Source organism: Desulforhabdus sp. TSK, from assembly GCF_022836495.1.
Classification (GTDB): Bacteria; Desulfobacterota; Syntrophobacteria; order Syntrophobacterales; family Syntrophobacteraceae; genus Desulforhabdus.
Genome location: NZ_BQXM01000033.1, coordinates 17,248 through 43,351, shown reverse-complemented (window position 1 = coordinate 43,351; position 26,104 = coordinate 17,248). Strand labels below are relative to the sequence as shown.

The following is a 26,104-nucleotide window of genomic DNA, read 5'->3' as shown; positions in this document are numbered from 1 at the left end:
TCTGAGTTTTTTTAGGTTTCTGTTTTGGTGAGGCCTTTAACCCTTTGGGTCCCCCATGTCAAGGGACTAACCAGAGTTTCCGGTCGGCCGTATTCCCTTTCGATGTGATTCAGGAGCAGGCCTTCCAGGAGCCCTGCGTCACTGACGGTGACCTGGGACTGGTGCAAGCCCTTCAGTATTTCCATCACGATGAGAGCGCCTGCGGCGATGATGTCTTCGCGGCCAGCTTCCAGGCCCGGGATGCTGCGTCGCTGTGCCAGGGGGGAGCGGAGGAGCCGTTCGGTCATGGCCGAAAGCCACCGGTTTTCCAACACCAGCCCGTTGACGCGTTCAGGGTCGTACGTTGCCATCTCGAGATACATGGCCGCAAGGGTGGTCGCCGTGCCCGCCGTGCCTGCCAGCCGGAGGCTTTCCCGGGGGAAGCCTGTTTCCTGGTTTGTGCCTCCCGTGGTGTCGGACAGGAGCGAGTGAATGGTCTGGAAGGTGGGAGCCAAAGAGGCCTGCACGTCGGCTGAGGCTTCTGCTGCGGCAGCGGCTGAAGGGGGATCCACCCGAAGAAAGCGGTCCGTCAGGGTGGCGGCGCCGATGAAGATGCTGGTGTGCCAGATGGGATGCGGATTCCGGGTATGGAGCAGTAGGAACTCGGTGCTGCTGCCCCCCAGGTCGAAGGTGAGAATGTGCCCTTCAGAAGGGGGCAGAACGCTCAAAACGCCTTTGGCGGAAAGGCGGGCTTCGGAGTCTTCCGAGAGAATGGCGGCGGGGATCCCTGTCCGCCGATGGATAGCCTGGAGAAACTCATCGCTGTTGGCCGCCCGGCGCACGACGCCCGTGGCTCCGCAGGCGACCGATTCCACTTTGTATCGCTTGAGGGTGGCGGCATATTCCTCGAGGACTTTCAGACTGCCCTCCATCCCTTGATCTCCCAGCTGCCCGTTTTGCTGGAAGTTTTTGGCCAGGCGGGTGATGCGGCGTTCGGTGACCAGGGGAAAGACTTCCCCCCTCGCGTTGCACCGGGCGATGAGCATGCGGAGGGTGTGGGAGCCGACGTCGATGGAGGCGAAATGCTTGTCCGGTGGGGCCATGGCTGACAACGAATCCTTTTCTTGTCTTGACATGGGATGAAAGGTCCAGTTATTTTCGTCAGGAGATAAAATGCCGCATAGCCGTTATGCGCCGAGGGCCTGACCGGGGTACTGAATGGCTTCCCGCATTCCTTTTCTTGTCGGATACTTCCATCTCATCTTAATCGTTCATCAGGAGCGTGAAAACCCTTTGTTCAAGGCAGGGGAGCTTCTGAAGCCATAGAGGAGAAAACGCTTTGGCCCTGATTCTCGAGATCAACGCGCAGCATCCGGAACCGCGCAAGATCCATAAGATCGTGGACGTTTTGGCCAACGGAGGAATCATCGCTTATCCCACGGATACCTTTTATGGCATCGGGTGCGACCTCTTGAACAAAAACGCCATCGAAAAGATTTACAAGCTGAAGCGGCGCTCCCCCAGCAAGCCATTCAGCTTCATCTGCAGCGATCTCAAAAATATCGGCGAGTACGCTCAAGTCAGCAACTATGCCTACAAGACCATGAAGCGTCTCCTGCCGGGCCCCTACACGTTCATCCTTGAGGGCTCCCGCCTGGTGCCGAAAATAATGTTGACCAAGCGGCAGAGCGTCGGGATTCGCGTACCGGACCATCCCATCTGCCTGTCCATCGTGCAGGGCCTGGGGCATCCCGTCATCAGTACCAGCGCCACCGATCCCGAAACGGGTGAGGTCTTGTTTTCCCCCATCGACATCAAGGACAAGCTGGGCCACGCCATAGACCTCATTGTCGATGCCGGGTCGTCCGTGCCCGGTAAGCCGTCGAGCGTCATTTCCCTCGTCGACGATGTTCCCGAAGTCCTGCGTGAAGGCGCCGGGGACGTCAGCCTTTTCACGAGCTGAAAGACTCTTTTGCTTCGCTCTCTCAAGGGAAGGGCATCTGATAGCGCAGAAAGTTGGCCGAGCCATTGAGAAAATGGTTTAGACTCTCACTGGCTTCGCTCCCGAGGAGGTAGTCCAGGAGGGTCCGTTTCTGTTTCTTGTGATAAACCAGCTCCGGTTCTCCTTCGATCTTCGCCAGAGCCGTCGCCGCTTCGACGGCATCCTGAAAGTTTCCCAGAGCATCCACGAGACCCAACTCCCGGGCGGTTTCTCCCATGATGAGGCGACCGTCGGCGATCTGCCGAACCTTTTCCTCGGGCAAATGGCGCCCCCGGGCCACATCCCTGACAAACTGGCCATAAGCCTTGTCGATGGTTTCCTGCAGGAGAGCCCGCTCCTCGGGAGTCATCTCACGCCCGGGATTGCCCATGTCCTTGAAAGGGCCGCTCTTGATGACGTTGGTGAAATAGCCCACCCTGTCGAAGAGCTCCTTCAGGTTGGGAAAGGATATGATGACTCCGATGCTGCCCGTGATCGTTCCTGGATTGGCAACGATATGGGACGCGGCCGAGGCGATGTAGTAGCCTCCCGAAGCGGCGATCCCTCCCAGGGAGGCCACAACCGGTTTCTCTTTGAGGGTGCGTGTCACTTCACGGGCAATTTCCTGGGACGGGCCGATGCCGCCTCCGGGGGATTCGATGCGCACGAGAACGGCTTTGACGTGGTCATCCCTGCAATACTTCCGGAGGGCTTTGACCGTCTCCTGAGAATTGTCGATCAATCCACGGACCTCGACCACCGCAATTTGATTGGGACTGGACAGGAAGTCGAGCTCCGGCCCCGCCACCCAGAAGAAGCCCAGGATGATGAGCAGCAGGAAAAGCCCTGGAAACCAGAAACTTCGGAGTCGCATACTTGCTTCCCTTTCAAAAGGAAACACCCGGTTTCAAGCAGAGAGCATGAACCGGGTGTTGGAGTTTAACGGCGAGGCGTTGAGTCGGTCGAATCAGTCTTTGTCGGGAGCGGGATTGTTGGCCTTCGCTTCCATTTCTTCCTTGAGCAGTTCACCCAGGTTGGAAGTAGCGGCCTTGGAGCTGTGGAGATAATCATCGTAGTTGGTGCGCTCCTCCTGCTCTTCCACCTTCTTTATGGAAAGACCGATCTTGCGATCCTTGGGAGAGATATTGATCACCTTGGCGGTGATCCGGTCGCCCGGTTTGTACTGGCCCACCGGCGACTTGATCTTCTCTTTGCTGATCTCCGAGACGTGGACGAGTCCTTCGATCCCTTCTTCCAGTTCCACGAAGAGGCCGAAATCGGTCACGTTGGTGATGGGACCGGCAATGATGCTGCCCAGGGGATAACGGTCGGGGATGCTTTCCCACGGATCCGGCTCGAGCTGCTTGATCCCCAGGGAGAACCGTTCGTTCTCCTTGTCGATGTTGAGCACGATGGCCTGAACTTCCTGGTTCTTCTTGAAGACTTCCGAGGGGTGCTTTACGCGCTTGGTCCATGAAATGTCGGAAATGTGCACCAGCCCGTCGATGCCTTCATCGATGCCGATGAAAACACCAAAATCGGTGATGTTTTTGATTTTTCCGGCAATGGTCGTTCCCACGGGGTACTTCTGGGCAATGACATCCCAGGGGTTGGGCTCCAGCTGCTTCATGCCGAGAGAAATACGCTTGTTCTCGGGATTGATGCTGAGGACCACCGCTTCGACTTCATCCCCTACGCTGAGCACCTTGGAGGGATGACGCACCTTTTTGGTCCAGGACATTTCGGAAACGTGGATGAGGCCTTCCACCCCTTCCTCGATCTCCACGAAGGCGCCGTAATCGGTGAGACTGACCACTTTGCCCTTCACCTGGGTTCCGATGGGATATTTTTCCTGAGCCTTGGTCCATGGATCCGCGATCAGCTGTTTGAGGCCGAGGGATACCCGCTCGTGCTCCCGGTCGAAGCTGAGGACCATGACGTTGATCTTGTCTCCGATCTGGAACATTTCCGAGGGATGCCCCACACGACCCCAGCTCATGTCGGTGATGTGCAGGAGCCCGTCGATGCCGCCCAGATCCACGAATACACCGTAATCCGTAATATTTTTGACGATTCCTTCCACAACCTTGCTGTCTTCCAGGTTGGCGAGGGTCTGGGATTTCATCTCCTCGCGCTCTTTTTCCAGGAGCGCACGGCGGGAAAGAACGACGTTTCTACGCTTTTTATTGTACTTGAGCACTTTGAAGGGGAAGGACTGTCCGATCAGGTATTCGAGGTTTCTAACGGGGCGCAGATCCACCTGGGAGCCGGGCAGAAAGGCCTGAACGCCGATATCGACCGCCAGCCCGCCTTTGACCTTGGAAACCACTTTTCCTTCGATGATGCCGTCTTCATTGTAGATCCGGCTGATGTCGTCCCAAACCTTGATCTTGGCGGCCTTTTCCTTGGAAAGGTGAATGGATCCGTCTTCGTCGTCGTGGAACTCCAGGAGCACATCGACTTCATCTCCGATGGCCGCCTGTATCACCCCCGTCTCATCTTTGAACTCGTAGATGGGGATCTGTCCCTCGGACTTGTACCCGATGTCCACCATTACGAAATCGTCACTGACCTGGACGATGTGTCCGCGGATGACCTCGCCTTCCTGGATATTGCGGAAGCTCTGATCGTAAAGATCCTGCATGGTGTCCATGTCTTCCATCATGTCGGGATCGAAATCGACATCGTCTTCCATGAAGGTGTCCATATCCAGGTCTTCGGTCATCTCTTGTTTCGTTTTTTCTTTGTCAACCATTGAGCTCATTACCCCCTTAGTCCAAATTTGCGGCATTGGCCGCTTTTGAATTAAACAAAATATCAAATATCGAAGAAATCAGCAATAAATAAATTCCTGGCCGTAACGTGTTTTGGTTTTCAGGGACGGTCTTTCTCCCGAACAAACCGCAGCAGCCTTTCCATGACTCCGGAAATATCCATCCCGGAAGTATCCAGGAGCAGGGCGTCGGGTGCGGGCCGCAGGGGGGCGAGAGCACGTTCTGCATCGGCTGCATCGCGTTCCCGGATTTGAGCTTCCAGTTCAGCGTAATCCACGGAAATCCCCTTCTCACGGTACTGTGCCTGTCGCCGTTGCGTGCGCGTGGCGAGATCCGCCGTGAGAAAAACCTTCACAGGGGCGTGGGGGAAGACGACGGTACCCATGTCCCGTCCTTCGGCAACCACCCGGCCATCCGAGGCAAGCCGACGCTGCCATTCCGTCAGGAAGCTGCGGACAGCAGCAGACTGGGAGATGCGGGAGGCTTCCCGGGTGATTTCGGGCTCCCGCAGCTCATCGTCCAGGAATCTGCCGTTGCAGGTGATGGTCAGGGCACCCTCTGCGATGAAAAATCGAAGGGGAAGCGTCGGCAGACAGGCGGCGCACTCCGGGTCTTCCGCGCATGTCAAGCCCTTCTCCTTCAGTGCCCAGGCAATGGCGCGGTACATGGCGCCGGTGTCGAGGTACACATATCCCAGTGCTTTGGCAAGCAATCGGCAAACCGTGCTTTTCCCTGCCCCTGCAGGGCCGTCGATGGTTATGATCATTGCGGCGTATTCAAAAGCCAGTTGGTTGTTTTAAGGAAGTGGGTGATCGCAACATATTTTGCAGGTCGGGTTTCCTCAATTGGGAGCGTGGCACATGGAACAGGGAAAGTCATTTGGAGCCTTCGGTGTGCTGCCGTACTCCATTTCGCAAGGGTGAATGCACGTCTGACGAACCCCTAAAATCTGCCTGGACCTTATAAAGGAGAGAGAAACAAAATGCAATGGCTTTCTTCGGGCGGCGCGTTTCCTGGCATGGGTTTCTTTTCGTCTTGTTTTAGACTATAACCTATACTAATATTTATGACCAAGACTCCAGAATTTTTGTGATTTTCCGAAAGAAAGCATATGCATCCCCATTATCTGGGTATATTTGTCAAGAGGGAAGGAAGTATTCTGCATGATAAAAAATATCAGGAAAAGACCGGCAAAGGCCTCTGAAAAAGAGGGGCTCGAGGAGGAAGAGGCTTCTTCCTTCAACGAAGACGAGAGGGCCAATGAAATCACGACGTCCGTGGTGTCCTCATCCGAAAGATCCCGGTCCGTCACCTTCGACCCTTTCCGCCTCTACCTGGAAGAGATCAAGCGATATCCTCTGCTGAGCCGCGAAGAAGAGAGAGAACTGGCGATTCGGTACCGGGAGAAAGAGGATATGGAGGCAGGGTATCGCCTCATTACGGCCAACCTGAGGCTGGTCGTGAAGATCGCCATGGATTTCCAGCGGTATTGGATGCAGAATCTGAACGATCTCATCCAGGAGGGCAATGTCGGGCTGATGCAGGCCGTGAAGAAATTCGACCCCTATCGTGGCTATAAATTTTCCTATTATGCTTCCTTCTGGATCAAAGCGTACATCATCAAGTTCATCATGGACAACTGGAAGCTGGTGAAAATCGGAACGACCCAGGCCCAAAGAAAGCTTTTTTTCAATTTGCGCAAGGAAAAGGAGCGACTGGAATCCCAGGGGATCGAGGCCACTGCAAAACTTCTCAGCCACCGACTGGATGTGAAGGAATCGGAAATCGTCGAGATGGATCAGCGCTTGAACAGCTGGGAGATCTCCCTCGACAGTCCTTTGAAGGAAGATTCCGAGGACACTCATAAATCCTTCCTGCCCTCGGACGATCTACCCGTCGATGACCAGCTTGCGGACCAGGAAGCCAAAGCCATTCTGCACGAAAAACTGGGGCTCTTCCGGCAGCAGCTGAAGGGAAAGGAAGCGGTCATCTTCGACAACCGCCTCCTGACCGAAGACCCCATGACGCTGCAGGAGATCGGCGATCGCTTCGGCATCAGTCGGGAGCGGGTGCGCCAGATCGAGAGCCGTCTCAAAAAGAAACTGAAGGCCTACCTGGAAGAAGAAATTGAAGACCTTGACCTGCTCCAGGAAAGCATGATCGAAGTGTGACCCGTCACGCCGCCTTTTGCCTGCCGGGAAAAGGCGGCTGCCCCTCCGTTCCCCCAACCTGTTCCTGCCGGGGAAGTCTTTCCCCTGCTGTTTCCCACCAGCAAGAATCGCGTTAAAGATTCTGAACCGCAAACCGACTTTTATACTGGGGTCGGTTGAAGTTTGGGCTTTTTTGTAGGAGCGGCTTCCAGCCGCGACAAAGATATCTGATTTCCAAGAGAGTCGCGGCTGGAAGCCGCTCCTGCAGGGTCATCAAACAATCATGATCTCATCCGTGCAGAGTATATGTATGTCGTCCGACTCGGGGATAAGGGTTCGACGGCAGGGGGAGGCGGTTTTTCGGCTTTGAACGGGAGCGTTCACGAGGGTTTTCCTCACGGCAGGGGCTTTGCCGGGGCAAGTCGCGGAGAGCTCCTGCTCGGTTTGTTCCAGGAGACAGTGCATGTCCGAGGTTTATGATCTTTCCAAAATGCTTGAAGAAATCATCGAAGATGAGAAGGTCAGCACCTCGGGGAATCGCAAGGTCTCTCAGAACGAAATCAAGACGATGCTCCTCGAAAGACAGCGGACTGCCGGGAGGGTGGATGATTGCACTCAAATTCCCGTGGGGAAAGCGCTGATTCAGGAGGGATTGATTTCACAGGAGCAACTGGACGCGGCATTGCACCTTCAGGCGAGCAAAGGGGGGAAAATCGGCTCGCTGCTCATCGAAATGGGTTTCATCTCCGACGACGATTTCTTGAGGGTTTTGAGCAAAAAGACAGATACTCAGGGCGTCAACCTGTTGGAAAGCGATGTCAGCGAGGACCTCCTGAACCTTCTCCCATTCAGGATCATGGAGAAGTACAGGGTCATCCCATACGATGTCGATGGGCGGACACTTTCCCTGGCTATGGAGAATCCGGGCAACAAGGCTGCGATGCACGAGGTGGAATTCCTGACGGGCAAAACGGTCCATCCACTCCTCGCATCCTCCTACCAAATGGACCTCGCCCTCCAGCACATGCAGGAGAGGGGAGGAAAGTGCTTTTCCGGGTTGGAGATTCAGCAGGGGCTGAGAGCGCCCATGACAATACTCACACTGCTGGAGCACCTGGCCCAGTCGGAGGGATCGGATCTCCTCATCACTGTCGGAGCTCCGCCCACGTTGAAAATCCTGGGTCAGTTCGTACGGGCGGACATGCCCTGCGTCACTTCCGCTCAGTGTGTCGCCTATGCAAAAGCCCTGATGAACGACGACCAATGGGACAAATTTCTTGCGGAAAAATCGTTCCACTTCGCCAGTGAATATAAACAGGCCGGACGCTTTCGGGTGAGTGCGTACACCCAGAGGGGGAGCATCTCCCTCGCCATTCGTCGGATTCCCGAGAGTCTTCCCTCGGCAGAAGTGCTCGGCCTTCCTTCATGGTTGGTGCAACTTGTCCGGAGGCCACAAGGTCTGATCCTCATCACCGGCCCGGCGGGGCATGGCAAATCGACGACCCTTCGTGCCCTGCTGAGCACCGTCAACGAGAGCAGAGGCTGCAACATCGTCACGTTGGAAGACCCCATCGAGCATGTGTATCGGTCGGACAAGAGCAATATCAATCAACGGGAGCTGGGGTCCGATGCCATTTCGTTTTCCGGGGGATTGACGGAAATCTGCAGGCATGCGCCGGATATTGTTGTGCTGGGAGAAATTCGAGGCGAGGAGGAGTTTGAGATGGCTCTCGATGCAGCTGCAGGAGGGCATCTCGTGCTGAGCACTCTCATGGCGGCCAACGCCACATCGGCCCTTGAAAACATGGTGAACCGCTGCCCGCTTCATCGCCAGGGTCTCATTCAGCAGCAGCTGGCTGATCTGCTCCTGGTGGTTTTTTCCCAGTGTCTCCTGCCGGGAAAGGATGGGCGCTCCCTCGTGCTGGCCCATGAAAAACTGGTCTCCAGCAATCGCGTGCGAAATTATATCCGTGAAAATAAGCTGGCGCAGATCCGTGCCCAGGTGCCGACGGAATCTGAAGACTTCGCTTCCTTCGACGTCAGCCTGGGCCGACTGGTTCGGGAAGACAAAATCGCTTTGGAAGCCGCACTGGCCCTTGCGGAGCAGCCGGAATCCCTCCATGAAGGACGCCGTCGTGGTTGATGAGGGCAGGGGAGCGGCTGGTTCTCCCCCGCATGTCAAGGGTTGAGCTTGAACACGTCACAATCGGCCTATGGGGCTGTGTAGAGGCTTCCATGTCGCACTTGCGGAGCAGCAGTTTGGACTATGATCGTCCCGTCAAGGTCGGGGACGGCATCTACTGGGTGGGGACCACCGAAATGGACCATGGATGGAGGCCTAATCCCTACTGTGTAGTGGATCAGGCGGAGGCCGTGCTCATCGACGCGGGAAGCCGCGCCCAGTTCACCTCCCTCATCCTGAAGATCATGCAGATGGGGCTGCCGCCGTCCGCCATCAAGGCACTGGTCTACCAAAGCGCCGACCCGCGGCTCTGGGGCGGACTCTGCCACCTGGAAGCCCTCATCCACCGTAAAGACCTGAAGGTCATATCCCATAAAGCCTTCCTGGCCCTGGGACAGCAGCACGTGGAATCATCGATTCCATGCTCCCTGGAAGATATCGGACACCGCCTTGAGTTTTCGTCGGGTCGGACGCTGGAGTTTTTCCAGGTTCCCTTTGCCTGCTCTTCGGGCAGCTTTGTGACCTTCGACCGGAAAAGCGGCGTCCTTTTTTCCGGAGACCTCTTCAGCAGTCAAATGGTCCAGGAAAAGGGGCTGTTCCTGGAACTGGGCATGGAATGTCGTCGTTGTGAGGGGCACTCTGTCTGCCCCCGCTCGGAGCAGGAATGCCCCGTCTTTGCCATGCTTCAGTTTCACAGGGAGAACATTTCGTCCGAGAAGGCCCTGCAATACGCTCTGAAACGCATTGCTTCGGTTCCGTACCAGGTCTTGGCCCCGCACCAGGGCCGTTTGATTTCCGGAACGGAAGACATTGCGCATCTCAACTTTCTGCTGACGTCCCTGAAGGAAGTGGGAATCGACGCATTCCCCGGAGAATGCTCCCTTTGTCGGATGAAGAGTGAGCCCAATGGACATGCAAAATATCCAGAGACTGATGGAAGACTATCTGTCGCATAATTATCGTAGGGGATCTTTTCCTGAAAAGCTGCTGGCAGCTCTCCTGGAATCCTGGGCGAGAGAGAGGGACCGAGCGCATGAGCTGGAGCTGCTCGGCGATATGGTTTTGAAAAATGGAGCGCTCATCCAGCAGCTCGTGGAAATGAATCACCTGAAGAACAAGTTCCTCGGGACGGCTGCACACGATCTCCGAAATCCCCTCATTTCCATCCGGGGGCTCAGTGAAATCATCCTGACGGAAGCGACAGGCCCCCTCACACAGGAGCAGAAGGAATACATCAACATCATCAATACGGTGAGCAGTGGCATGCTCAAACTGGTGGGCGAGCTTCTCGACATTTCGGTCATCGAGAGTGGTCGGCTGGAGCTGCAGCGGCAGCCGGGGGCTCTCGATCGACTGGTGAGCGAGCGCATTCGGGTTCACACGGTCATCGCTGAAGAGAAACGCATCGTCATGGAGGAAGATCTTTCAGAGCTTCCAGATTGTTCGTTTGATTTGGATAAGATCGGACGCGTGATCGATAACCTCCTCAGCAATGCCATCAAGTTTTCTCCCCCCGGGTCCAGGGTGTCCGTCCTTCTGAGACAAGAAGAAAATATGGCCCGGGTGACCGTGGGAGATGAGGGGCCGGGCATCCCCATGGAGGATCGAAGCAGAATTTTTGGAGAATTCCAAAAATCTGCGGCACTTCCCACGGGCGGGGAAAAGAGCACAGGGTTGGGGCTGGCTATTGCCAAGAAAATCGTTGAAGCCCATGGGGGGGATCTCATGGTGGAAAGTCGGGAGCCTTCGGGTAGCCTGTTCAGTTTTACTTTGCCCATAGGACGGGGAAATGATGGACACTAAAAAACCGAGAGTTTTGATCGCCGATGATGAGCGTCATTGCCGGGTGCTCATGAAGGCGGTGATGCATTCGATGAAGTGCGATGTGGTGGGAGAGGCCGGAAACGGGACGGAGGTCCTGGACCTTTACCGGAAGACGAAGCCTCACCTGCTGCTGCTGGATATCAACATGCCCGGCGAGACGGGGGACAAGGTCCTCAAAGATCTTTTTGCGGAATTTCCTCAGGCGTTCGTCATCATGCTTTCGTCCGTCGTGGATATGGGGAGCGTGGAGAAATGCCTCTCCCTGGGCGCGGCGAATTACATTCGGAAGGACACGCCGTTGGAGGAGATCAAACTGCTCATCAAGGAAACCTGGCAGATATTCGCTCGAAACAGGGCAAAGGTTGAGGGGAAGTGAAAGGGCTGCATGCCGCTCGACAGGGTGGCAATAGCTCCGGGACGCGCAACGGGAAAGGGCATGGACGCAAAAGATGACCGTGATTAAGAACTCGGCATTCTTGAATCTGCTTGTTACCAGGGGAATCCTTACCGAGGAATCGTCCTTCCGACTGGAGGAAAAGTTCAAAGAGAACGGTTTTGCCATCCTCCTGCACCTGGTGCGCATCAACAACACCCCTAAAGCGGTACTGGGCCGTTTGTGGGCCGATTCCCTGAATCTCTCCTATGTGGACATGCGCAAGACGCTTTTTCAGCGTTCCGTCGTGCACCTGCTGCCCGAAGAGTTTGCCCGCAAGCACCAGATGATTCTCATCTACCAGTTTGGCGACGCTGTCACGGCGGCGCTTTCCAATCCTGCCGATTCCCTGAACCTCAAGACGGCCGAGGAAATCATCGGGCGTCGTATCAGCCCCACCTTTGCGTTTCCCGATGAAATCGAAGCAGCCATTGAAATTGAATATCAGTCGGAAGAGCACCTGAAGGACCTGTCCAACAAGATCGTGACGGACAGCATCCAGATCGAGGATATCAGCGAGCTCACCAAAGAAGAGCTGCAAAAGGTTGCGGGGTCCCAATCCGTGGTGGAGTTCGTGCGGGGGCTCCTCCTGCTGGCGGTGAGGGAGAATGCCAGTGACATTCACTTCGAGCCGGGGGAGGACAAGGTGCGCATCCGCTTTCGCGTGGATGGCCTCCTTCAGGAGCGAAGCATGATGGAGAAGTCGCTCCTGTCTCCCGTCGTCTCCCGTTTGAAGATTCTTGCCAATCTTGACATCACCGAACGGCGCAGGCCTCAGGACGGCCGCATCAACCTGGAGCTTCCCAACCGGAAAATCGATTTCAGGTTTTCGAGCGTCCCGACCATCTTCGGGGAAAAAATTGTGCTCCGCATCCTGGGACAGACGCAGTCGCAGGACATCCCCGACCTGTCGGACCTGGCGTTCTCCAGGCAGAACCTGACGACTCTCAGGAAGATCATGGACATCCCTCACGGGATTTTTTTCGTCACCGGTCCCACAGGTTCGGGAAAAAGCACAACGCTCTTTTCGGTGCTCAAGCATTTGAACAAACCCGAGATCAACATCACCACCATCGAAGACCCCGTCGAATACAGGCTTGCAGGGATTTCCCAAATCCAGGTGAATGCAGCCGTGGACCTGGATTTTGCCACGGCACTCCGCTCCTTTCTGAGGCAGGATCCCGATGTCATGCTCATCGGAGAAATCCGGGACATGGAAACGGCCCAGATCGCCTGCCAGGCGGCTTTGACCGGTCATTTCGTTTTGGCCACCCTGCACACGAACAGTGCCGTTCAGGCCGTTACGCGGCTCATCGACATCGGCCTCAAGCCCTTTCTCGTCTCGCAGTCCCTCATCGGGGTCATGTCCCAGCGCCTGGTGCGGAAGATCTGTCCCCATTGCAGGGAAAAATATCCGGCTTCGCCCGAGGAGGTGAAAGACCTCTTCAATGGAGAGGGACGCGAAATCTACCTGTACCGGGGCAAAGGATGCTTCCAGTGCAAGAACACGGGATATTCGGGGCGGGTCGCCATTCACGAAGTCATACTCATCAACGATGAGATGCGGAGTCTCATCACGCGGGGTGAATCCGCGTCGGATATTCAATTGTGCGCCCGAAAAATCAATTTTCACAGCCTGCGCTATGACGGAATCAAAAAGGCCCTCCGGGGATTGACAACCTTTGAAGAGGTCAACCGTGTGACTACCGCGGATGAAGATGCCGGGCTGGAATGACTCTGAATCCATTTTCATTTGGCATCCTGGAAGTCCTCCCCTGACCGGCCGAATGCCGGCTGCCCTCCCAGATCTCTTCCGGTGACCTCCCTCCTCGATTCCGGGGTACATTCCTCCACCCCGGCGGTACAGACATTGCCAACCCCCATGTCATCTGCTAAGAGTAGGGTGCCTTCCCTGCAGTATGGGCAATAGCGAGTCTGCCCAGATGGAATGAAAATGCCCTTTCGGGAGTTAACGATATGGATCACAAAGAACAGTCGGAAGAGCTGCGCGCGTGGATCCGCGATGAGAATCGCGAAGCTCTTCTGGAGAGGTTCAAACCCCTCCATCCCGCTGATGCTGCTGAACAGCTCGCCATGCTCCCTCCTGCCGAGGTCGCCCGTTTCATCGAGCTCCTGGGGACGTCCGAGTCTCTGGATATCTTTGAATTTGTTCCCTTCGATATTCAGAAGGAAACCCTGAAATTCCTCTCCAAGAACATCCTGGTGGAGCTCATGAGTCTCATGAGCCCGGATGATCGTGCGGATTTGGTGGAGGAATTGGATGAAAAATCCCAGGAACGGCTGCTGTCTCTGCTCATGCAGGCGGAAAGACAGAATATTCTCAAGCTGATCACCTACCCCGAAGGAAGCGCGGGGGCCTACATGACCACCGACTATGCCTTCCTGCGGGCCGACGGGAGCATTCGGAACGCCCTGGACCAGCTGAGGTTTCAAGCCCTCAAGAAGGAAACCATCTACTACGTCTATGTGGTGGACCAGGCGCGACGGCTTACCGGGTTTGTCTCCCTGCGGGACCTCATCATGGCGCATCCCGAGAAGGATGTGGCGGCGGTCATGCATAAAAATGTCATTTCCGTGCGCGTTGATGAGGACATCGAGGCGGTAGCCAAAGAAATGACCCATTACGACTTTCTGGCCATGCCCGTGGTGGATGCCGACGACCGGCTGGTGGGGATCATCACCTACGATGACGTGTTCGATGTCATGACGGAAGAAGCCACCGAAGACATGTATCTCTTGGCGAACCTCGATACGGACGAAAAGATCTCCTCGCCGCTGCCCCGCTCCGTCAAGCTGCGTGTACCCTGGCTGCTGGTCAATCTTTGCACGGCGCTTCTCGCTGCGTTTACGGTGAGCCTCTTTTCCAGTACCATTTCCCAGTTTGTGGCCCTGGCTTCTCTCATGCCCATCGTAGCGGGTATGGGAGGCAATGCAGGCACGCAATCCCTGACGGTGGTGGTGCGCGCCCTGGCTCTCGGGGAAATCAAGATCAGCGGCAACTGGCGGGTCCTCTTGAAGGAAGTCGGTGTGGGCCTTTTCAGCGGCCTGATATGCGGACTGGTCATGGCCGGAATCGCCTACGCCTGGCTGGGCAGTTGGTGGCTCTCCCTGATCCTGTGGATGGCCATGACCACGAATCTCGTTCTGGCAGGCCTTTTTGGTGCAATGGTCCCCATAACACTTCGCAAATTGAAGCTGGATCCTGCCCTGGGATCCAGTATTTTTGTCACCACTGCGACGGATGTGGGAGGGTTTCTCACCTTTCTGGGACTGTCCACTCTGTTGCTCCAGCACCTGGTGGAACATTGAGAATAAGGAGCACACGTCAATCCTACCCTCCTGCGATTGTTGGAACAGACGCATGAGAGAAGAAGTGGAGAGATGCGTGCCGTGCGATGGGGGAAAGCGTATGCCCAAGGCCTACTTGATCGATATGGATGGCGTGCTGGTCAACGGCAGGAAACTCCAGGAGGGTGCCGATACCTTCGTCGAGAGATTGCGGCAGGCAGGCGCTCCCTTCCTCCTGTTGACGAACAATTCGAGGTTCACCCCCGAGGATCTGCAGGAAAGACTCTGCTCCATCGGGCTCGATATCCCCTCGGAGTCTATCTTTACCTCGGCTCTGGCCACGGCGCGCTTTTTACAGCAACAGCGCCCCTTCGGTTCGGCATTCGTCATCGGGGAAGGTGGACTGCTAACCGCCCTGGAGGGGATCGGCTACACCATCACGGAACAGGTTCCCGACTATGTCATTGTCGGTGAAACGACTTCCTACAGCTTCGAGCGCATCACCCGTGCCGTGCGCCTCATCAAGGGGGGGGCCCGTTTCATTGCCACCAATCCCGATGTGACGGGTCCTACAGAGGAGGGTATTGTCCCCACCTGCGGAGCGGTGGCCGCTATGATCACAGCAGCCACCGGGGTCAAACCCTATTTCATGGGGAAGCCCAATCCCCTTATGATGCGCTCGGCCCTGCGGCAGCTCGGCGCGCATTCAGAAACGACCCTCATGATCGGCGACCGGATGGACACCGACATTATCGGAGGGATCGAAAGCGGTATGGAGACGATTCTCGTGCTGACAGGGGTGACCCGCAGGGAAAAAGTGGACCGCTACCCTTACAAGCCGCATCACATCCGGGTATCCGTGGCCGACATCTTCCCCTGAGAGCCCATTTCTCCTCGAAAGGATTATACGGATTTTCCGCTGCTGCCCTTGCGCCGTACCATCTGAAGCATTAGTTTTGTGCAAGATTGGATATGCTCGGAACATCTGTCACACCGTTCCAGCGAGGGCGACTACACATTGAGAAAGGAGAAATGGTTATGGATCTCGTACCGCGGAAACCCTTCAGAGACGAGCTCAGCACCTTCCGCAAGGAAATGGACAGCCTTTGGAATCGGTTTTTCGGGGAAAGCCGTTTTCCTTCAGTGTTTGGGGAAAGGTGGCTCCCTACCTCGGACATTTCTGAAACGGCCGACAGTGTGATCATCAAGGCGGAATTGCCGGGATTGGAGGCCAAGGACATCGAGGTGACCATTTCGGGGGATGTCCTGACCATCAAGGGTGAGAAGAAAAAAGAAGAAGACAAATCCAGCGAGCAATATCATTATACTGAAAGATATTATGGATCTTTTCAACGATCCTACCAATTGCCCGCCAGTGTCCAGACCGAAAAGGTCGAGGCCTCGTTCGAGAAGGGTGTCCTGAAAATCTCTCTTCCCAAGACGGAAGAATCCAAGGCAAAAGAAATCAAGATTCCGGTCACATGACGGAAGCAGGCTTTTTCGCTTCATTTTCAGTAGAGAAGCCGGGAACCGTCTTCTCCGTGGCCAGTCCCCCACGATGCTCCATCCTGGGGGACTGCTCCCTCTGCGGGCAAGCCCAGCCTTCGCCGGGGAAATTCCCAGGAGTCCTGACGGGCTGAGCGAATCGTCCTGCCTGCCGGTCCTCCAGGTGTTGCTCATCCCTTTTCCGCTAAAATCCTCTCGTAGAGACTCAGGTATTCCCGAGCGGAGCGGTTCCAGGAGAAATCCCGGGCCATGCCCCGGCGTTGGACCTCCGTCCATCGGGGGGTGTCCTGCATGAGTGCCAGGGCGGAGCGAATAGCTTCCAGGAAGGCTTCAGGAGTGTACTCATAAAACTTGAAGCCTGTGCCGTCGGTATCCTGCATGACGTCCGACACGGAATCTTCCAGGCCCCCCGTGGCATAGACTACCGGTACTGTCCCGTATTGCAGGCTATACATCTGGTTGAGTCCACAGGGCTCATAGCGTGAAGGCATGAGAAAAATGTCTGCGCCGGCTTCGATCCGGTGGGCGAGAGACTCATCGAAGAGTGAAAGGAGTCTGAGCTGCCGGGGATGAAGGCTTTCCATCTGCTGCAGCTGACGTTCGAGCTCGGTGTCCCCCGTCCCCAGAATCACCAGGGTGACGGGGAGGTCCAGGAGTGATTCCATGACCGTCGTCAGGAGGTCGATTCCCTTTTGGGTGGTCAGCCGACCGATGCTTGCCAGGAGCGGCTTATGGCGGCTCTCTTCGGGAAAGCCGAGATCTGATAGAAGGTGGGCTTTGCAGCGGGCTTTTCCCGAGAGATCTTGACTGTCGTATCGCTGAGGAATCAGGGTATCCATGGCAGGGTTCCACACGCTGGTGTCTATGCCGTTGAGGATGCCCGCCAGGCGGTCTTGCCTGCGCTGCAGAATCCCCTCCAAACCGTAGCTGAAACGGGGCTGTTGAATTTCCTTGCTGTAGGTGGGACTGACGGTTGTGAGAAAGTCGCTGTAAATAAGCCCCGCCTTGAGGAAACTGCAGTTTCCCCAGAATTCCATTCCTTCCAGGGTGAAAATGTCCATGGGCAGGCCCGTCAGGCTGAAATGGCTGCCTGGAAAGAGCCCGTGAAATGCCAGGTTGTGGATGGTGAAGAGGGTTCCGGAGCCCCTGAAGTTGGGATCATGGCGCCACTGAAAATAATGATAAGCGGCCACCAGGGCCGTCTGCCAATCGTGGAGGTGGAGCAGGTCGGGATACCACCCCAGCCGGGAGCAGAGGGGGTGAATCACCCGGGAGAATGTGACGAAGCGTTCGGCATTGTCTTCGTAGTCGCCGTGGGAGGGCGTGCCGTAGAGGTGGCTCCTGTCAAAAAATTCATCCTTTTCCAGCAGGTACAGGGGCAATCCTGAGGTGGTGCGGGTTTCCCACAACTGCAGGTGGTAGTCGTGAATACCCACTGCTATGCTGAGACCTTCCGCAAGGAGAGTCAGATCCTGAAGCCTGTCCCGTACGCAGCGATAAAGAGGCGTGAAAATGCGAACATCACAGCCCAACTGCTGCAGGGCCTTGGGGAGAGCGTCTGTAACATCCGCCATGCCTCCCGTCTTGGAGTAGGGCGAGACTTCAGAGGTGCAGAAGAGGATTTTAAGCGTTTTCATATGGGAGCACTTTTTCAGGGGAACTGCATGATTGTTGTCGCCTGGACCCGCAATCTTACCTTGTCGTCATTAATACTATAGAATCCTTTACTGCGAAAGGCCGTTTGTGGAATAAATCTTGGCAAAGCCATGGGAGGCTTTTAAAATTCCGGTGTCGTAATCCGACCCGGGTGGGCAATTGCTGGCCTTTTTGAAACTGTCCCGGGTCGGTCCATGGGCAGTGACCAGTAGCAGTTCCAAGGGGAGGATCACAATTTGAGCTCATTGCAGCCAAGGCATCTTACGCGTCGGATCCACCTGGGATCCGTTCCCATCGGCGGAGGGGCACCCGTGGTGGTGCAGTCCATGACCAACACGGATACCCGGGATGGGCAGGCCACCATAGAACAGATCAGGCGTCTCGAGGATGCAGGCTGTGAAATCGTTCGGGTGGCGGTCCTCGATGAAGCGGCCGTGGAGCAGTTGCCACGCATCAAGAAGGGAATCGGCATTCCTCTCATAGCGGACATTCATTTCGATCACCGGCTGGCTCTCGGTGCGCTGAAGGCCGGAGTGGACGGTTTGCGCCTCAATCCAGGAAATATCGGCGGTGAGGACAAGGTGGCCAAAGTCGCACGGGCCGCCAAGGAGCGCCAGGTGCCCATTCGCATTGGTGTCAACAGCGGATCCCTGGAAAAGGACCTTCTCGCCCGCTTTGGGCATCCGACTCCCGAGGCTATGGTGGAGAGTGCTTTGAGGCATATCCGCCTCCTGGAGGACCATGACTTCCATCTCATTAAAGTTTCCCTGAAGTCTTCCGATGTTTTGAATACCGTTGCGTCCTACCGGCTTCTCTCTGAAAAGACAAACTATCCGCTGCACCTGGGAGTCACCGAAGCGGGGACCCTCGTGGATGGGGCGGTAAAATCGGCTCTGGGTATCGGAATCTTGCTTTTTGAAGGCATCGGGGACACTCTGAGGGTTTCCATCACCCGGGATCCGGAGGAGGAAATTCCCATCGCTTACAGCATCCTCAGGGGGCTGCGTCTCCGGGAGCGTGGTGTGGAACTGATCAGCTGTCCCACCTGCGGCCGAACGGAAATTGAGCTCATCCCTCTTGTGGAAAAGGCGGAACGGCTGCTGAGGAAGGTCAAAACCCCCTTGAAAGTGGCCATCATGGGGTGCGTGGTGAATGGTCCCGGGGAAGCCAGGGAAGCCGATGTCGGTATTGCGGGCGGCAGAGGAAAGGGAATTCTTTTCAAAAAGGGTGAGCGCGTGGAAACCGTTTCTGAATCCGAGCTGATCCCCCGGTTACTGCGTGAAGTGGAGAACATCACCGGTGAGAAGATCCTGGATTGAGTGACCCTTGGAGTTTCCCTGGTCTCAACTGGCCCGGCAGGAGGGCAATGGTGTTGACTTTTGTGGGGCTGACTTAACCCACTTTCGTCATTCCGGTTCAAAGACTGCCGGAATGACGAGCAAACGAATTTTCAGACAGTCACTGAGTTGGAAGAAGATCGTGAGATTCTTTGAAATTGTCGACAGTGTGCTGAGCTATTATCCCAAGGCGGACATTTTACTCCTCGAAAAGGCCTACGTCTTTGCGGGCAAAGTCTATCGCGGCAAGACGCGCCTGGCCGGAGAGCCCTACCTGGATCACCCCCTGGACGTCGCGGGAATACTTGCGACGATGCGGTTGGATGAGGAAAGCATCGTTGCCGGCTTGCTTCACGATGCACTGGAAGAGGGACTGGTGGATCTGGAGGAGATCCGCGAAGAATTTGGCCCCGGCGTGGCCCGCGTGGTGGAGGGGGTGGCCAAGGTCACTCGGCTCGATTTCAGCACCGGGAAAGAACAGCAGGCGGAATACGTGCGCAAAATGATCCTGGCCCTCTCGCCCGATGTGCGCGTGGTTCTGGTCAAGCTGGCCGATCGGCTGCATGACATGCGCAGCTTTCAGCACCGCTGTTCCAAGGCCCAGCAGAATCTCTCCCGGGAAACCCTCGACATATATTCTCCCTTGGCGGCACGCCTGGGGATAGACTGGATCAAGCTGGAGCTGGAAAATCTGGCCTTCAAATGCCTGGAGCCCGAGGAATACGGCGAAATCTTTCAGGGCCTGGCCAGGACCGAGGAAGACCGGCGGCGATACATCGAAGAAGTGAAGGGCATTCTCATGGCCCAGATGCAGGACCACGATCTCCAGGGGCGTGTCAGCGGGAGATCCAAGCATCTCTACAGCATTTATCTCAAGATGAAGCGGCAGAATCTCGACCTCCAGCGCATTTACGATGTCATCGCCTTCCGAATCATCGTCGATTCCTTGAAAGCCTGCTACGAAGCCCTGGCCCTCGTACACACCCTGTGGGAGCCTGTTCCGGGCCGATTCAAAGATTATATCGTGAAGCCCAAATCCAACATGTATCAATCCCTCCACACGACGGTGATCGGCCCTCATGGCGAAAAAATGGAGGTCCAGATCCGTACGGCAGAGATGGACCGGATTGCCAACGAGGGAATCGCCGCCCATTGGCTCTACAAACAGCGGGGAGATTCGGAAAAGAAAGCGACGGAAGAAGAGACGCAGCGGTTTTCCTGGCTTCGGGAGCTGCTGGAATGGAACGGGGATTGGCGGGACCCTCGGACTGTCGCCCTGGAAGACAAGGCGGAGTTATACCCCAACGAGGTTTATGTCTTTACGCCCCGACGGGAGGTCAAGTCTTTTCCGCGGGGTGCAACTCCCCTCGATTTTGCCTATGACGTGCATTCGGAGGTCGGGCATCGCTGTGTGGGAGCGAGGGTCAACGGTAAAATCGTACCCTTGCGCTACGAGCTTCAAAATGGGGATACGGTGGAGGTCCTGACGGCGCCCAATCATCACCCGAGCAAGGACTGGCTCAAAATCGTCAAGACATCCAAGGCGGTCCAGCGCATTCGCCATTGGATCAAAGCGGAAGAGCGGGAACGATCGGTGGCTCTGGGAAGAGAAATCTGCGAACGTGAATTCCGCAAAAAGGGTTTGAATTTTAATAATTATATCAACTCACAGGAATTGCTGGAGGTTGCCAGGGCCTTTTCTCTGAAGACGGTGGATGATCTCTTGGCTAACGTGGGATACAGCAAAATCTCTCCGGTGCAGATGATCGGGAGACTCCCTTCGGTGATACAGGAACAGGAGGTCGAAAAGAAGGAAGAGTCCCTGGCGCTGGAAAAGCGCAAACCCACTGCCCAGGATGACGGCATCAAGGTCCACGGCATAGACGATGTCATGCTCCGCATGGCCCATTGCTGCAACCCTGTGCCCGGAGAGCCCATCGTGGGCTACATCACGCGGGGACGCGGCATTACGGTGCACCGACTTTCCTGCAGGAACATCGTGCGCGGCGATGCGGAAAGGAAAATCGACGTGCAGTGGGATTCCGGGGATGGGAAGGTCTATCCTGTTGACATCAGAGTGATTTATTCCGGGAACAAAGGCATGCTGGCTACCCTCAACGGCATTTTGGGGCAGCTGGATGTCCGCGTTCTGGACCTGCAGGTCGATTCTCAGGGAAAAGACAACAGCGTCTGTCGAATGAGGATCGAGGTGAAGGATACCCAGCATCTGCAGCGAGTCATGTCCACCCTGAGGGGTGAAAAGGGTGTTTATCGCGTGCAGCGAAATATGGAATAAAGTGGAATAAAAGGTTTTTGCCCGCGGCAGGAGATGGCCTTCCTGCCGCGATTGAGGGTTGAATTGAACCGCTGTCGCTCAGAGTGGTTCATGTCTCGGGGGGAGTTCATCAGATTTGCGTGTAAACGGTCGCCGTCTCCGGACTTCGCAGGAGCTTGCTCACCTCTGCCTCGAACTTCTTGCGCTCTGGGTGGTTCTGCCAGGCCTTCCATTCTTCGAAGCTGTTCCATGTGCTGATGACGAGAAACTTGTTGGGATTGTCCCAGGCGCGGAGGGTCTCCCCTGAAATGTAACCCTTCGCTTCCAAGGCCTTGCTGCGCAGTTGCGTGAGCAGTCGGCTCAGTTTTGCTTCCTGTCCCAGATCAATCACTCTTTCGATCAGTACCCGCACAGCCATGATCCACCTCCATCCATCTCTGAAGTTACGTTCATTGCATGTAATGCGAGGTCGCCCTTGCCGGTATCCCTGGGCCAAGGGAGGCCTCCATCGGGCCGCTTCCGGCATTTCAGCATGAATAACAGCATAATGGACGCCTGCGAAACTGTTAGCATGAGCTTAGGACTCCGTCAATTGGAAAGAAATCTCGTGAAATGAAAGGGAGTCACACATGGGCATGGAGGGATGGAGGGAAGGAAGGGAAACCAATGTCTATAGGGCACGGCATGGGGATGGGAGCACAGAAAGGGGGGCGTCCTGCTGCTGGAATTTTTTCTTGCATTTTTGCGGATTATCGCTTAGCTTGGGCGGGTAATCATATCGAAGTTCTTGCAATTACTGACTAAATTGTTGAAGTTTTTTGTCTGCCCGCCTTTTTCGTTCAGAGTGAGGATTATTCAAGTGATCGTGCGCCATTGGATGACCACAAAAGTGGTGACCATCAATAAGGGTGCTTCCATCCAGGAAGCATTGGCTCTCATGAAGAAGGGCTCCATTCGCCATTTGCCCGTGGTGGATGGGGAGAACCATCTCATCGGATGGGTGACGGACGCTGATTTGCGAGGAGTCCTGATCGCTTCCATGCTGGAAGAGCTCAACCTTGAAGACGTGATGATCCGAAAGCCCTATGCGGCCAATCCGGACATGCCTCTGGAAGACGCCGCTCATGTCATTCTGGAGAGGCGCATCGGAGGGTTGCCGGTCGTTGAAGATGGGAAGCTGGTGGGGATCATTACCGTCGTGGACATCCTGTCGGCATTCATCACCATGATGGGCCTGCTGCCTTATTCCTCGAGAGTGGATGTGAAGGGGGCGTCCGACAAATCGGTCCTGTCGGCGATTGTCGGGGTGCTTGAACACCATGATGTCGAAGTCATCAGCATCTATCATCAGCCCAAGATGGCGGGACAGGAAAACGTCTATTCCATCCGTCTGAAGAAATGCGATTTGGGCCCCATCCTGGTCCATCTGAAAGAGAAGGGGTTGGAAATCGTCTCCTCCAATCTCTAAGGCAGGATCATCCCTGCCGGTCCTTCCGTTTCCTGTGGCATTCGTTTTCGTTGTCTGAGAATAGCGAATCGTGCTCAAGGGGACGCTCTTTGGAGGCCGAGCTTTATGCGAAGCAGGCAAGAACTTTTTCGTTGTCCTGTCTACACTTCGAAGCATTTACTGCAAACCCTCCCGGCTTCGATCCCTTTCCGATGCTTTTCCGTGTGCTCCCGGTACTCTCCTGATCAGTCCTTTCACATTCGAACTCCGGCCGCTCACCGTCTCTTCCTCGTCCGGTTTCAGATTTCTCCATGTGTATAGTCAGCCAAAATAAAGACCTAAATGCAAAGAGGGCGTTGAGATGGGTAAGATACCCGAGAGTTATTTGCCACCCAGAGAGTTTTGGCCGGAATACGTAATCCCGGAAGAATTTTCAGACATTCCCCCGCAGCTCAACCTCGCTGATTATTTGCTGGATCGTCATGTCCGCGAAGGCAGGGGAGGGAATATCGCCGTCAAATTCATGGACAAGTCTTTCACCTATGCTGAATTGCAGGCAATGGCGAACAGGTTCGGCAATGCCCTTCGGAACGCCGGAGTGGAATCCCAGGATCGTGTGGGGATTCGCCTCGCCAATACGCCTCAGGCACTCATCACCATCTTTGCCATCGAAAAGATTGGGGCCATTCCTGTCCCCACCTCACCCCTCTGGTCGGTGGAAGAAGTCGTTTTTGTCGCCAACAATGCGGAAATGAAGTATTTGATTGTCAACGCTCCCCTCATGGATGCCGTGGAAAAAGCCAAAGCCCAGTTCACGTTTGGGACCCGAGTGGTGGTGATCGGAGGGGAACCCCACGAGGTTCGGGCGGCCGGAAACCTGCTGTTCGAGGAAATGATGGAAGGCGGCAGCCCGGCCTTGGACGCGGTGATGCTCGGTCCGGAAGACATCGGTATCATTCTCTACACTTCGGGGACGACGGGGATGCCCAAGGGCTGTGTTCACTTTGTGCGGCCCACCATCATCGAGGCCAAAGTAGTGAACAAGTATGTGTACAAACTGAAGCCGGGGGATGTGTTGGGGGGAGCCGCTCCTGTTTCCTTTGCCGCCGGTTTTGGAACTTTCACCCTGTTGCCCTTCGACGGGGGTGCGGCCGTATCCCTGATTCCCAAGTTCTCCCCCCCTGAAATGATGGAACTGATTCCCAAACACGGGATCACTGTGGTCACGGGCTTGCCCACCGGTTACCGAGCCTTGATGAAATATCCTGCCTTTAAGGAATACGATCTCAGTTCCGTGCGCCTCTACACTTCCGGCGGGGATGCGCTGGGTGCCGACACGCTGCGCAGGTGGCAGGAGCTTACGGGAAAGCCCATTTGGGAAGGTTTGGGGGGGACCGAAATGCTCCACCTGGTGACTTCCAACACCATGAACCCCGAACCCGTTCTCAATTCTTTTGGAAAGCCTCTGCCGGGGGTCTACGTCAGGGTGATCGATTCTGAAGGACATGACTGCAAGCCCGGAGAAGTCGGCAGCATGATCCTCAAAGGGCCTTCGGGAACCCTTTACTGGAAGCCCTATGAGGATGACGGGCGGCTCCTCATGTCTCAGGAGAGGGGGGTTGTGGACGGCTGGAATCAAATGGGGGATGCCGTCACCATGAACGAGGACGGCAACCTTTTCTTCGTTTCCCGGGAAGACGATATGATCAAGAGCTCCGGGTACCGCATCGGGCCGGCGGAAGTGGAAGAAGCGTTGGCTCGGCATCCGGCTGTCGTGGATGTAGGGGTTGTGGGGGTGCCCGACCCCGATAAGGGGCAGGTGACCAAGGCGGTTGTTGTACTCAGAGCTGGATACGAGGGCAGCGAGGCTCTTGCCGAAGAATTGAAGCATTTTCTGAGAGGATACATCGCCGTTTATAAACTGCCGAGAATATTCCAATTCGTGGACCGCCTGCCGAGGACTCCCACCGGCAAGCTGCTGAGGAGAAAATTGCTGTCTTTGTGAGCACCTCTTCAAAGGACCCATGCCTCTTGAACCTGCAAAGATCAAGATCTTAACCGTTCGCAGTATGCATCAGGAGCTTTTCCAGGTTTCTCACCAGCAGCGGATCCAGGGGTTCGAGGGAGGCCAGAGGAGACCATGCCAGGTTGTCTGTGGGGTCCCATTGGGTTTGGAAGAGGTGTACGTGACCTCCCCGGGGCGCCCAGACGGATGGATTGGTGGGACCGAACACGATGAGACAGGGGATTCCGGTGGCGGCCGCGAGGTGGCTGACTCCTGAATCGTTTCCCATGTAAAAACGGCATTCACTCAAAAATGCACTGAGGCGGTTGAGCGGCAGGTCTTCCAGGCAAAGGATTCCCAGCCTGCCGGCCGCTTCAGTGGCAAATCCTTCCAGGGCTTCATCCGCCGGACCCCGGCTCAAGAGGATGGGGCCGTCATGATGGCTGCGGAGCCAGTGCAGAAGAGACCACCAGTTGCGGAGAGGCCAGATTTTTCTTCTCCCGCCGCTTCCTGGGTGCAGGAGCACGGGTTTCTGTTTCGGCGACCATCCGTGAAATGACAAAAATGCTCGTGCTGCTGCGCGCTCTTCGTGGGAAGGCTCAATGTGGACGGATACTTCTTTCACGGGCCAGCCGAGGGCCACGAATTGCTCTCGCAAAAAGCGGGAGACGGCGCGTGGCTGTTCTGCGGCATCGGGAAAGGACTGAATCCAGTTTACGGGGTAAGGGACGCGATGGGACAGTCGGCCGGCAAGAATCCTGCTGCGTGCCTGACCGAAAACCACCATGGCGTGGGCATCCTGGAAAAAGGGGGGAAGGGGCGCTTCCGGCCACAGATCATCATGAAAAAAGGGAAGGAGCTCCGGACCTTCGCAGGAGGAGGCTGTGTGGACCCACGGTCTGGAGGCAATGAGGGCGACATGTTCCCGCCTGGACCAAAAGTCCATGAAAAGATCCGGCTGACATTGGTAGATCCCTTCTAGAACGGGGATCGTGAGCAGAAAATCTCCGAGAGCGCCCTGGTGGAGGATGATGAGCCTTCGCATGGATCACGACTGCAGTAAGGTCATGCGTTTCCGGAATGTTTGTGCATCAGCTTCCTGTCGGACCATCGTTTGAGAAATTGGGACGCCTTTGAAACAACGGGAGATTCGAGGATCGGCTCCCTGATGAGGCCCTGTGCACGCAAGGCCTTTTGCAGGCATGTTTTCAAGACGCCGCAGGAAAGGCAGGCGGCTCGTGGCTGC

At 55.8% G+C, this 26,104-nt stretch carries 21 protein-coding genes; 14 read left to right on the top strand and 7 right to left on the bottom strand.

The features are described from left to right. Positions 1 to 11 precede the first annotated feature (11 nt). Positions 12 to 1,082, bottom strand: a complete 1,071-nt coding sequence (locus tag MWC30_RS16975) for a hypothetical protein (RefSeq protein ID WP_244085393.1) — start codon at positions 1,080 to 1,082, stop codon at positions 12 to 14. Positions 1,083 to 1,324: 242 nt separating this feature from the next. On the opposite strand from MWC30_RS16975, the gene MWC30_RS16970 reads away from it, so the two are divergent. Next, positions 1,325 to 1,942 carry an L-threonylcarbamoyladenylate synthase gene (locus MWC30_RS16970; protein WP_368860875.1) on the top strand — a complete coding sequence of 206 codons (618 nt, stop codon included), beginning with the start codon at positions 1,325 to 1,327 and terminating at the stop codon, positions 1,940 to 1,942. A gap of 22 nt (positions 1,943 to 1,964) precedes the next feature. Here MWC30_RS16970 and sppA read toward each other — a convergent pair whose 3' ends face one another. The 3 genes from sppA to cmk form a co-directional block, all read right to left on the bottom strand. Next, entirely contained in the window at positions 1,965 to 2,834 is an 870-nt protein-coding gene (sppA, locus tag MWC30_RS16965) for a signal peptide peptidase SppA (RefSeq protein ID WP_244085391.1), read from the bottom strand. 93 nt (positions 2,835 to 2,927) lie between these two features. Next, on the bottom strand, positions 2,928 to 4,715 hold the full coding sequence (locus MWC30_RS16960) for a 30S ribosomal protein S1 (RefSeq protein WP_244085390.1): 1,788 nt from the start codon (positions 4,713 to 4,715) through the stop codon (positions 2,928 to 2,930). Positions 4,716 to 4,834: 119 nt separating this feature from the next. Further along, entirely contained in the window at positions 4,835 to 5,500 is a 666-nt protein-coding gene (gene cmk / locus MWC30_RS16955; protein WP_244085389.1) for a (d)CMP kinase, read from the bottom strand. Positions 5,501 to 5,897: 397 nt separating this feature from the next. Here cmk and MWC30_RS16950 point away from each other — a divergent pair, with 397 nt between their 5' ends. The 9 genes from MWC30_RS16950 (at position 5,898) to MWC30_RS16910 (ending at position 16,117) form a co-directional block, all read left to right on the top strand. Then, positions 5,898 to 6,905: an RNA polymerase sigma factor RpoD/SigA gene (locus MWC30_RS16950; protein ID WP_244085388.1), complete on the top strand. Its 1,008-nt coding sequence runs from the start codon at positions 5,898 to 5,900 to the stop codon at positions 6,903 to 6,905. Positions 6,906 to 7,347: 442 nt separating this feature from the next. Continuing rightward, entirely contained in the window at positions 7,348 to 9,027 is a 1,680-nt protein-coding gene (locus tag MWC30_RS16945; RefSeq protein ID WP_244085387.1) for an ATPase, T2SS/T4P/T4SS family, read from the top strand. Positions 9,028 to 9,143: 116 nt separating this feature from the next. Then, positions 9,144 to 10,022 carry a hypothetical protein gene (locus tag MWC30_RS16940; protein WP_244085386.1) on the top strand — a complete coding sequence of 293 codons (879 nt, stop codon included), beginning with the start codon at positions 9,144 to 9,146 and terminating at the stop codon, positions 10,020 to 10,022. Further along, on the top strand, positions 9,973 to 10,869 hold the full coding sequence (locus MWC30_RS16935; protein ID WP_244085385.1) for a sensor histidine kinase KdpD: 897 nt from the start codon (positions 9,973 to 9,975) through the stop codon (positions 10,867 to 10,869). Before MWC30_RS16940 ends, MWC30_RS16935 begins: the two co-directional genes overlap by 50 nt. Beyond that, positions 10,856 to 11,266 carry a response regulator transcription factor gene (locus tag MWC30_RS16930; protein ID WP_244085384.1) on the top strand — a complete coding sequence of 137 codons (411 nt, stop codon included), beginning with the start codon at positions 10,856 to 10,858 and terminating at the stop codon, positions 11,264 to 11,266. The genes MWC30_RS16935 and MWC30_RS16930 overlap by 14 nt, the downstream gene beginning before the upstream one ends. A gap of 73 nt (positions 11,267 to 11,339) precedes the next feature. Beyond that, a complete protein-coding gene (locus MWC30_RS16925; protein WP_244085383.1) occupies positions 11,340 to 13,058 on the top strand; it encodes a GspE/PulE family protein in 1,719 nt (572 codons plus the stop codon). Between the two features lie 242 nt (positions 13,059 to 13,300). Further along, positions 13,301 to 14,653, top strand: coding sequence for a magnesium transporter (gene mgtE / locus MWC30_RS16920; protein WP_244085382.1), 1,353 nt, complete (start codon positions 13,301 to 13,303; stop codon positions 14,651 to 14,653). A 52-nt stretch (positions 14,654 to 14,705) separates the two neighbouring features. Next, positions 14,706 to 15,512: a TIGR01457 family HAD-type hydrolase gene (locus MWC30_RS16915; protein WP_244085381.1), complete on the top strand. Its 807-nt coding sequence runs from the start codon at positions 14,706 to 14,708 to the stop codon at positions 15,510 to 15,512. 158 nt (positions 15,513 to 15,670) lie between these two features. Continuing rightward, entirely contained in the window at positions 15,671 to 16,117 is a 447-nt protein-coding gene (locus MWC30_RS16910) for an Hsp20/alpha crystallin family protein (RefSeq protein ID WP_244085380.1), read from the top strand. A gap of 191 nt (positions 16,118 to 16,308) precedes the next feature. On the opposite strand, the gene glgA is transcribed toward MWC30_RS16910, so the two are convergent. Continuing rightward, positions 16,309 to 17,775: a glycogen synthase GlgA gene (gene glgA / locus MWC30_RS16905; RefSeq protein ID WP_244085379.1), complete on the bottom strand. Its 1,467-nt coding sequence runs from the start codon at positions 17,773 to 17,775 to the stop codon at positions 16,309 to 16,311. Between the two features lie 255 nt (positions 17,776 to 18,030). Here glgA and ispG point away from each other — a divergent pair, with 255 nt between their 5' ends. Both ispG and MWC30_RS16895 read left to right on the top strand, forming a co-directional pair. Beyond that, positions 18,031 to 19,113: a flavodoxin-dependent (E)-4-hydroxy-3-methylbut-2-enyl-diphosphate synthase gene (gene ispG / locus MWC30_RS16900; RefSeq protein WP_244085378.1), complete on the top strand. Its 1,083-nt coding sequence runs from the start codon at positions 18,031 to 18,033 to the stop codon at positions 19,111 to 19,113. 160 nt (positions 19,114 to 19,273) lie between these two features. After that, a complete protein-coding gene (locus tag MWC30_RS16895; RefSeq protein WP_244085377.1) occupies positions 19,274 to 21,427 on the top strand; it encodes a bifunctional (p)ppGpp synthetase/guanosine-3',5'-bis(diphosphate) 3'-pyrophosphohydrolase in 2,154 nt (717 codons plus the stop codon). 109 nt (positions 21,428 to 21,536) lie between these two features. Here the strand turns inward: MWC30_RS16895 and MWC30_RS16890 are convergent, their stop codons facing one another. Then, on the bottom strand, positions 21,537 to 21,824 hold the full coding sequence (locus MWC30_RS16890) for an antibiotic biosynthesis monooxygenase (RefSeq protein ID WP_244085376.1): 288 nt from the start codon (positions 21,822 to 21,824) through the stop codon (positions 21,537 to 21,539). A 441-nt stretch (positions 21,825 to 22,265) separates the two neighbouring features. Between MWC30_RS16890 and MWC30_RS16885 the strand changes: the two genes are divergently transcribed. Continuing rightward, on the top strand, positions 22,266 to 22,874 hold the full coding sequence (locus MWC30_RS16885) for a CBS domain-containing protein (protein WP_244085375.1): 609 nt from the start codon (positions 22,266 to 22,268) through the stop codon (positions 22,872 to 22,874). Between the two features lie 340 nt (positions 22,875 to 23,214). After that, entirely contained in the window at positions 23,215 to 24,858 is a 1,644-nt protein-coding gene (locus MWC30_RS16880) for an acyl-CoA synthetase (RefSeq protein ID WP_244085374.1), read from the top strand. A 49-nt stretch (positions 24,859 to 24,907) separates the two neighbouring features. Here MWC30_RS16880 and MWC30_RS16875 read toward each other — a convergent pair whose 3' ends face one another. After that, complete coding sequence (locus MWC30_RS16875) at positions 24,908 to 25,903, bottom strand: glycosyltransferase family 9 protein (RefSeq protein ID WP_244085373.1); 996 nt, start codon at positions 25,901 to 25,903, stop codon at positions 24,908 to 24,910. Positions 25,904 to 26,104: the final 201 nt, after the last annotated feature.

Coding starts and splice junctions, on each gene's coding strand:
- MWC30_RS16975 (WP_244085393.1), bottom strand. CDS start 1,082: ATGGCCCCACCGGACAAGCATTTCGCCTCCATCGACGTCGGCTCCCAC.
- sppA (WP_244085391.1), bottom strand. CDS start 2,834: ATGCGACTCCGAAGTTTCTGGTTTCCAGGGCTTTTCCTGCTGCTCATC.
- MWC30_RS16960 (WP_244085390.1), bottom strand. CDS start 4,715: ATGGTTGACAAAGAAAAAACGAAACAAGAGATGACCGAAGACCTGGAT.
- cmk (WP_244085389.1), bottom strand. CDS start 5,500: ATGATCATAACCATCGACGGCCCTGCAGGGGCAGGGAAAAGCACGGTT.
- MWC30_RS16950 (WP_244085388.1), top strand. CDS start 5,898: ATGATAAAAAATATCAGGAAAAGACCGGCAAAGGCCTCTGAAAAAGAG.
- MWC30_RS16945 (WP_244085387.1), top strand. CDS start 7,348: ATGTCCGAGGTTTATGATCTTTCCAAAATGCTTGAAGAAATCATCGAA.
- MWC30_RS16935 (WP_244085385.1), top strand. CDS start 9,973: ATGGACATGCAAAATATCCAGAGACTGATGGAAGACTATCTGTCGCAT.
- MWC30_RS16930 (WP_244085384.1), top strand. CDS start 10,856: ATGATGGACACTAAAAAACCGAGAGTTTTGATCGCCGATGATGAGCGT.
- MWC30_RS16925 (WP_244085383.1), top strand. CDS start 11,340: ATGACCGTGATTAAGAACTCGGCATTCTTGAATCTGCTTGTTACCAGG.
- mgtE (WP_244085382.1), top strand. CDS start 13,301: ATGGATCACAAAGAACAGTCGGAAGAGCTGCGCGCGTGGATCCGCGAT.
- MWC30_RS16915 (WP_244085381.1), top strand. CDS start 14,706: ATGAGAGAAGAAGTGGAGAGATGCGTGCCGTGCGATGGGGGAAAGCGT.
- MWC30_RS16910 (WP_244085380.1), top strand. CDS start 15,671: ATGGATCTCGTACCGCGGAAACCCTTCAGAGACGAGCTCAGCACCTTC.
- glgA (WP_244085379.1), bottom strand. CDS start 17,775: ATGAAAACGCTTAAAATCCTCTTCTGCACCTCTGAAGTCTCGCCCTAC.
- MWC30_RS16890 (WP_244085376.1), bottom strand. CDS start 21,824: ATGGCTGTGCGGGTACTGATCGAAAGAGTGATTGATCTGGGACAGGAA.
- MWC30_RS16880 (WP_244085374.1), top strand. CDS start 23,215: ATGGGTAAGATACCCGAGAGTTATTTGCCACCCAGAGAGTTTTGGCCG.
- MWC30_RS16875 (WP_244085373.1), bottom strand. CDS start 25,903: ATGCGAAGGCTCATCATCCTCCACCAGGGCGCTCTCGGAGATTTTCTG.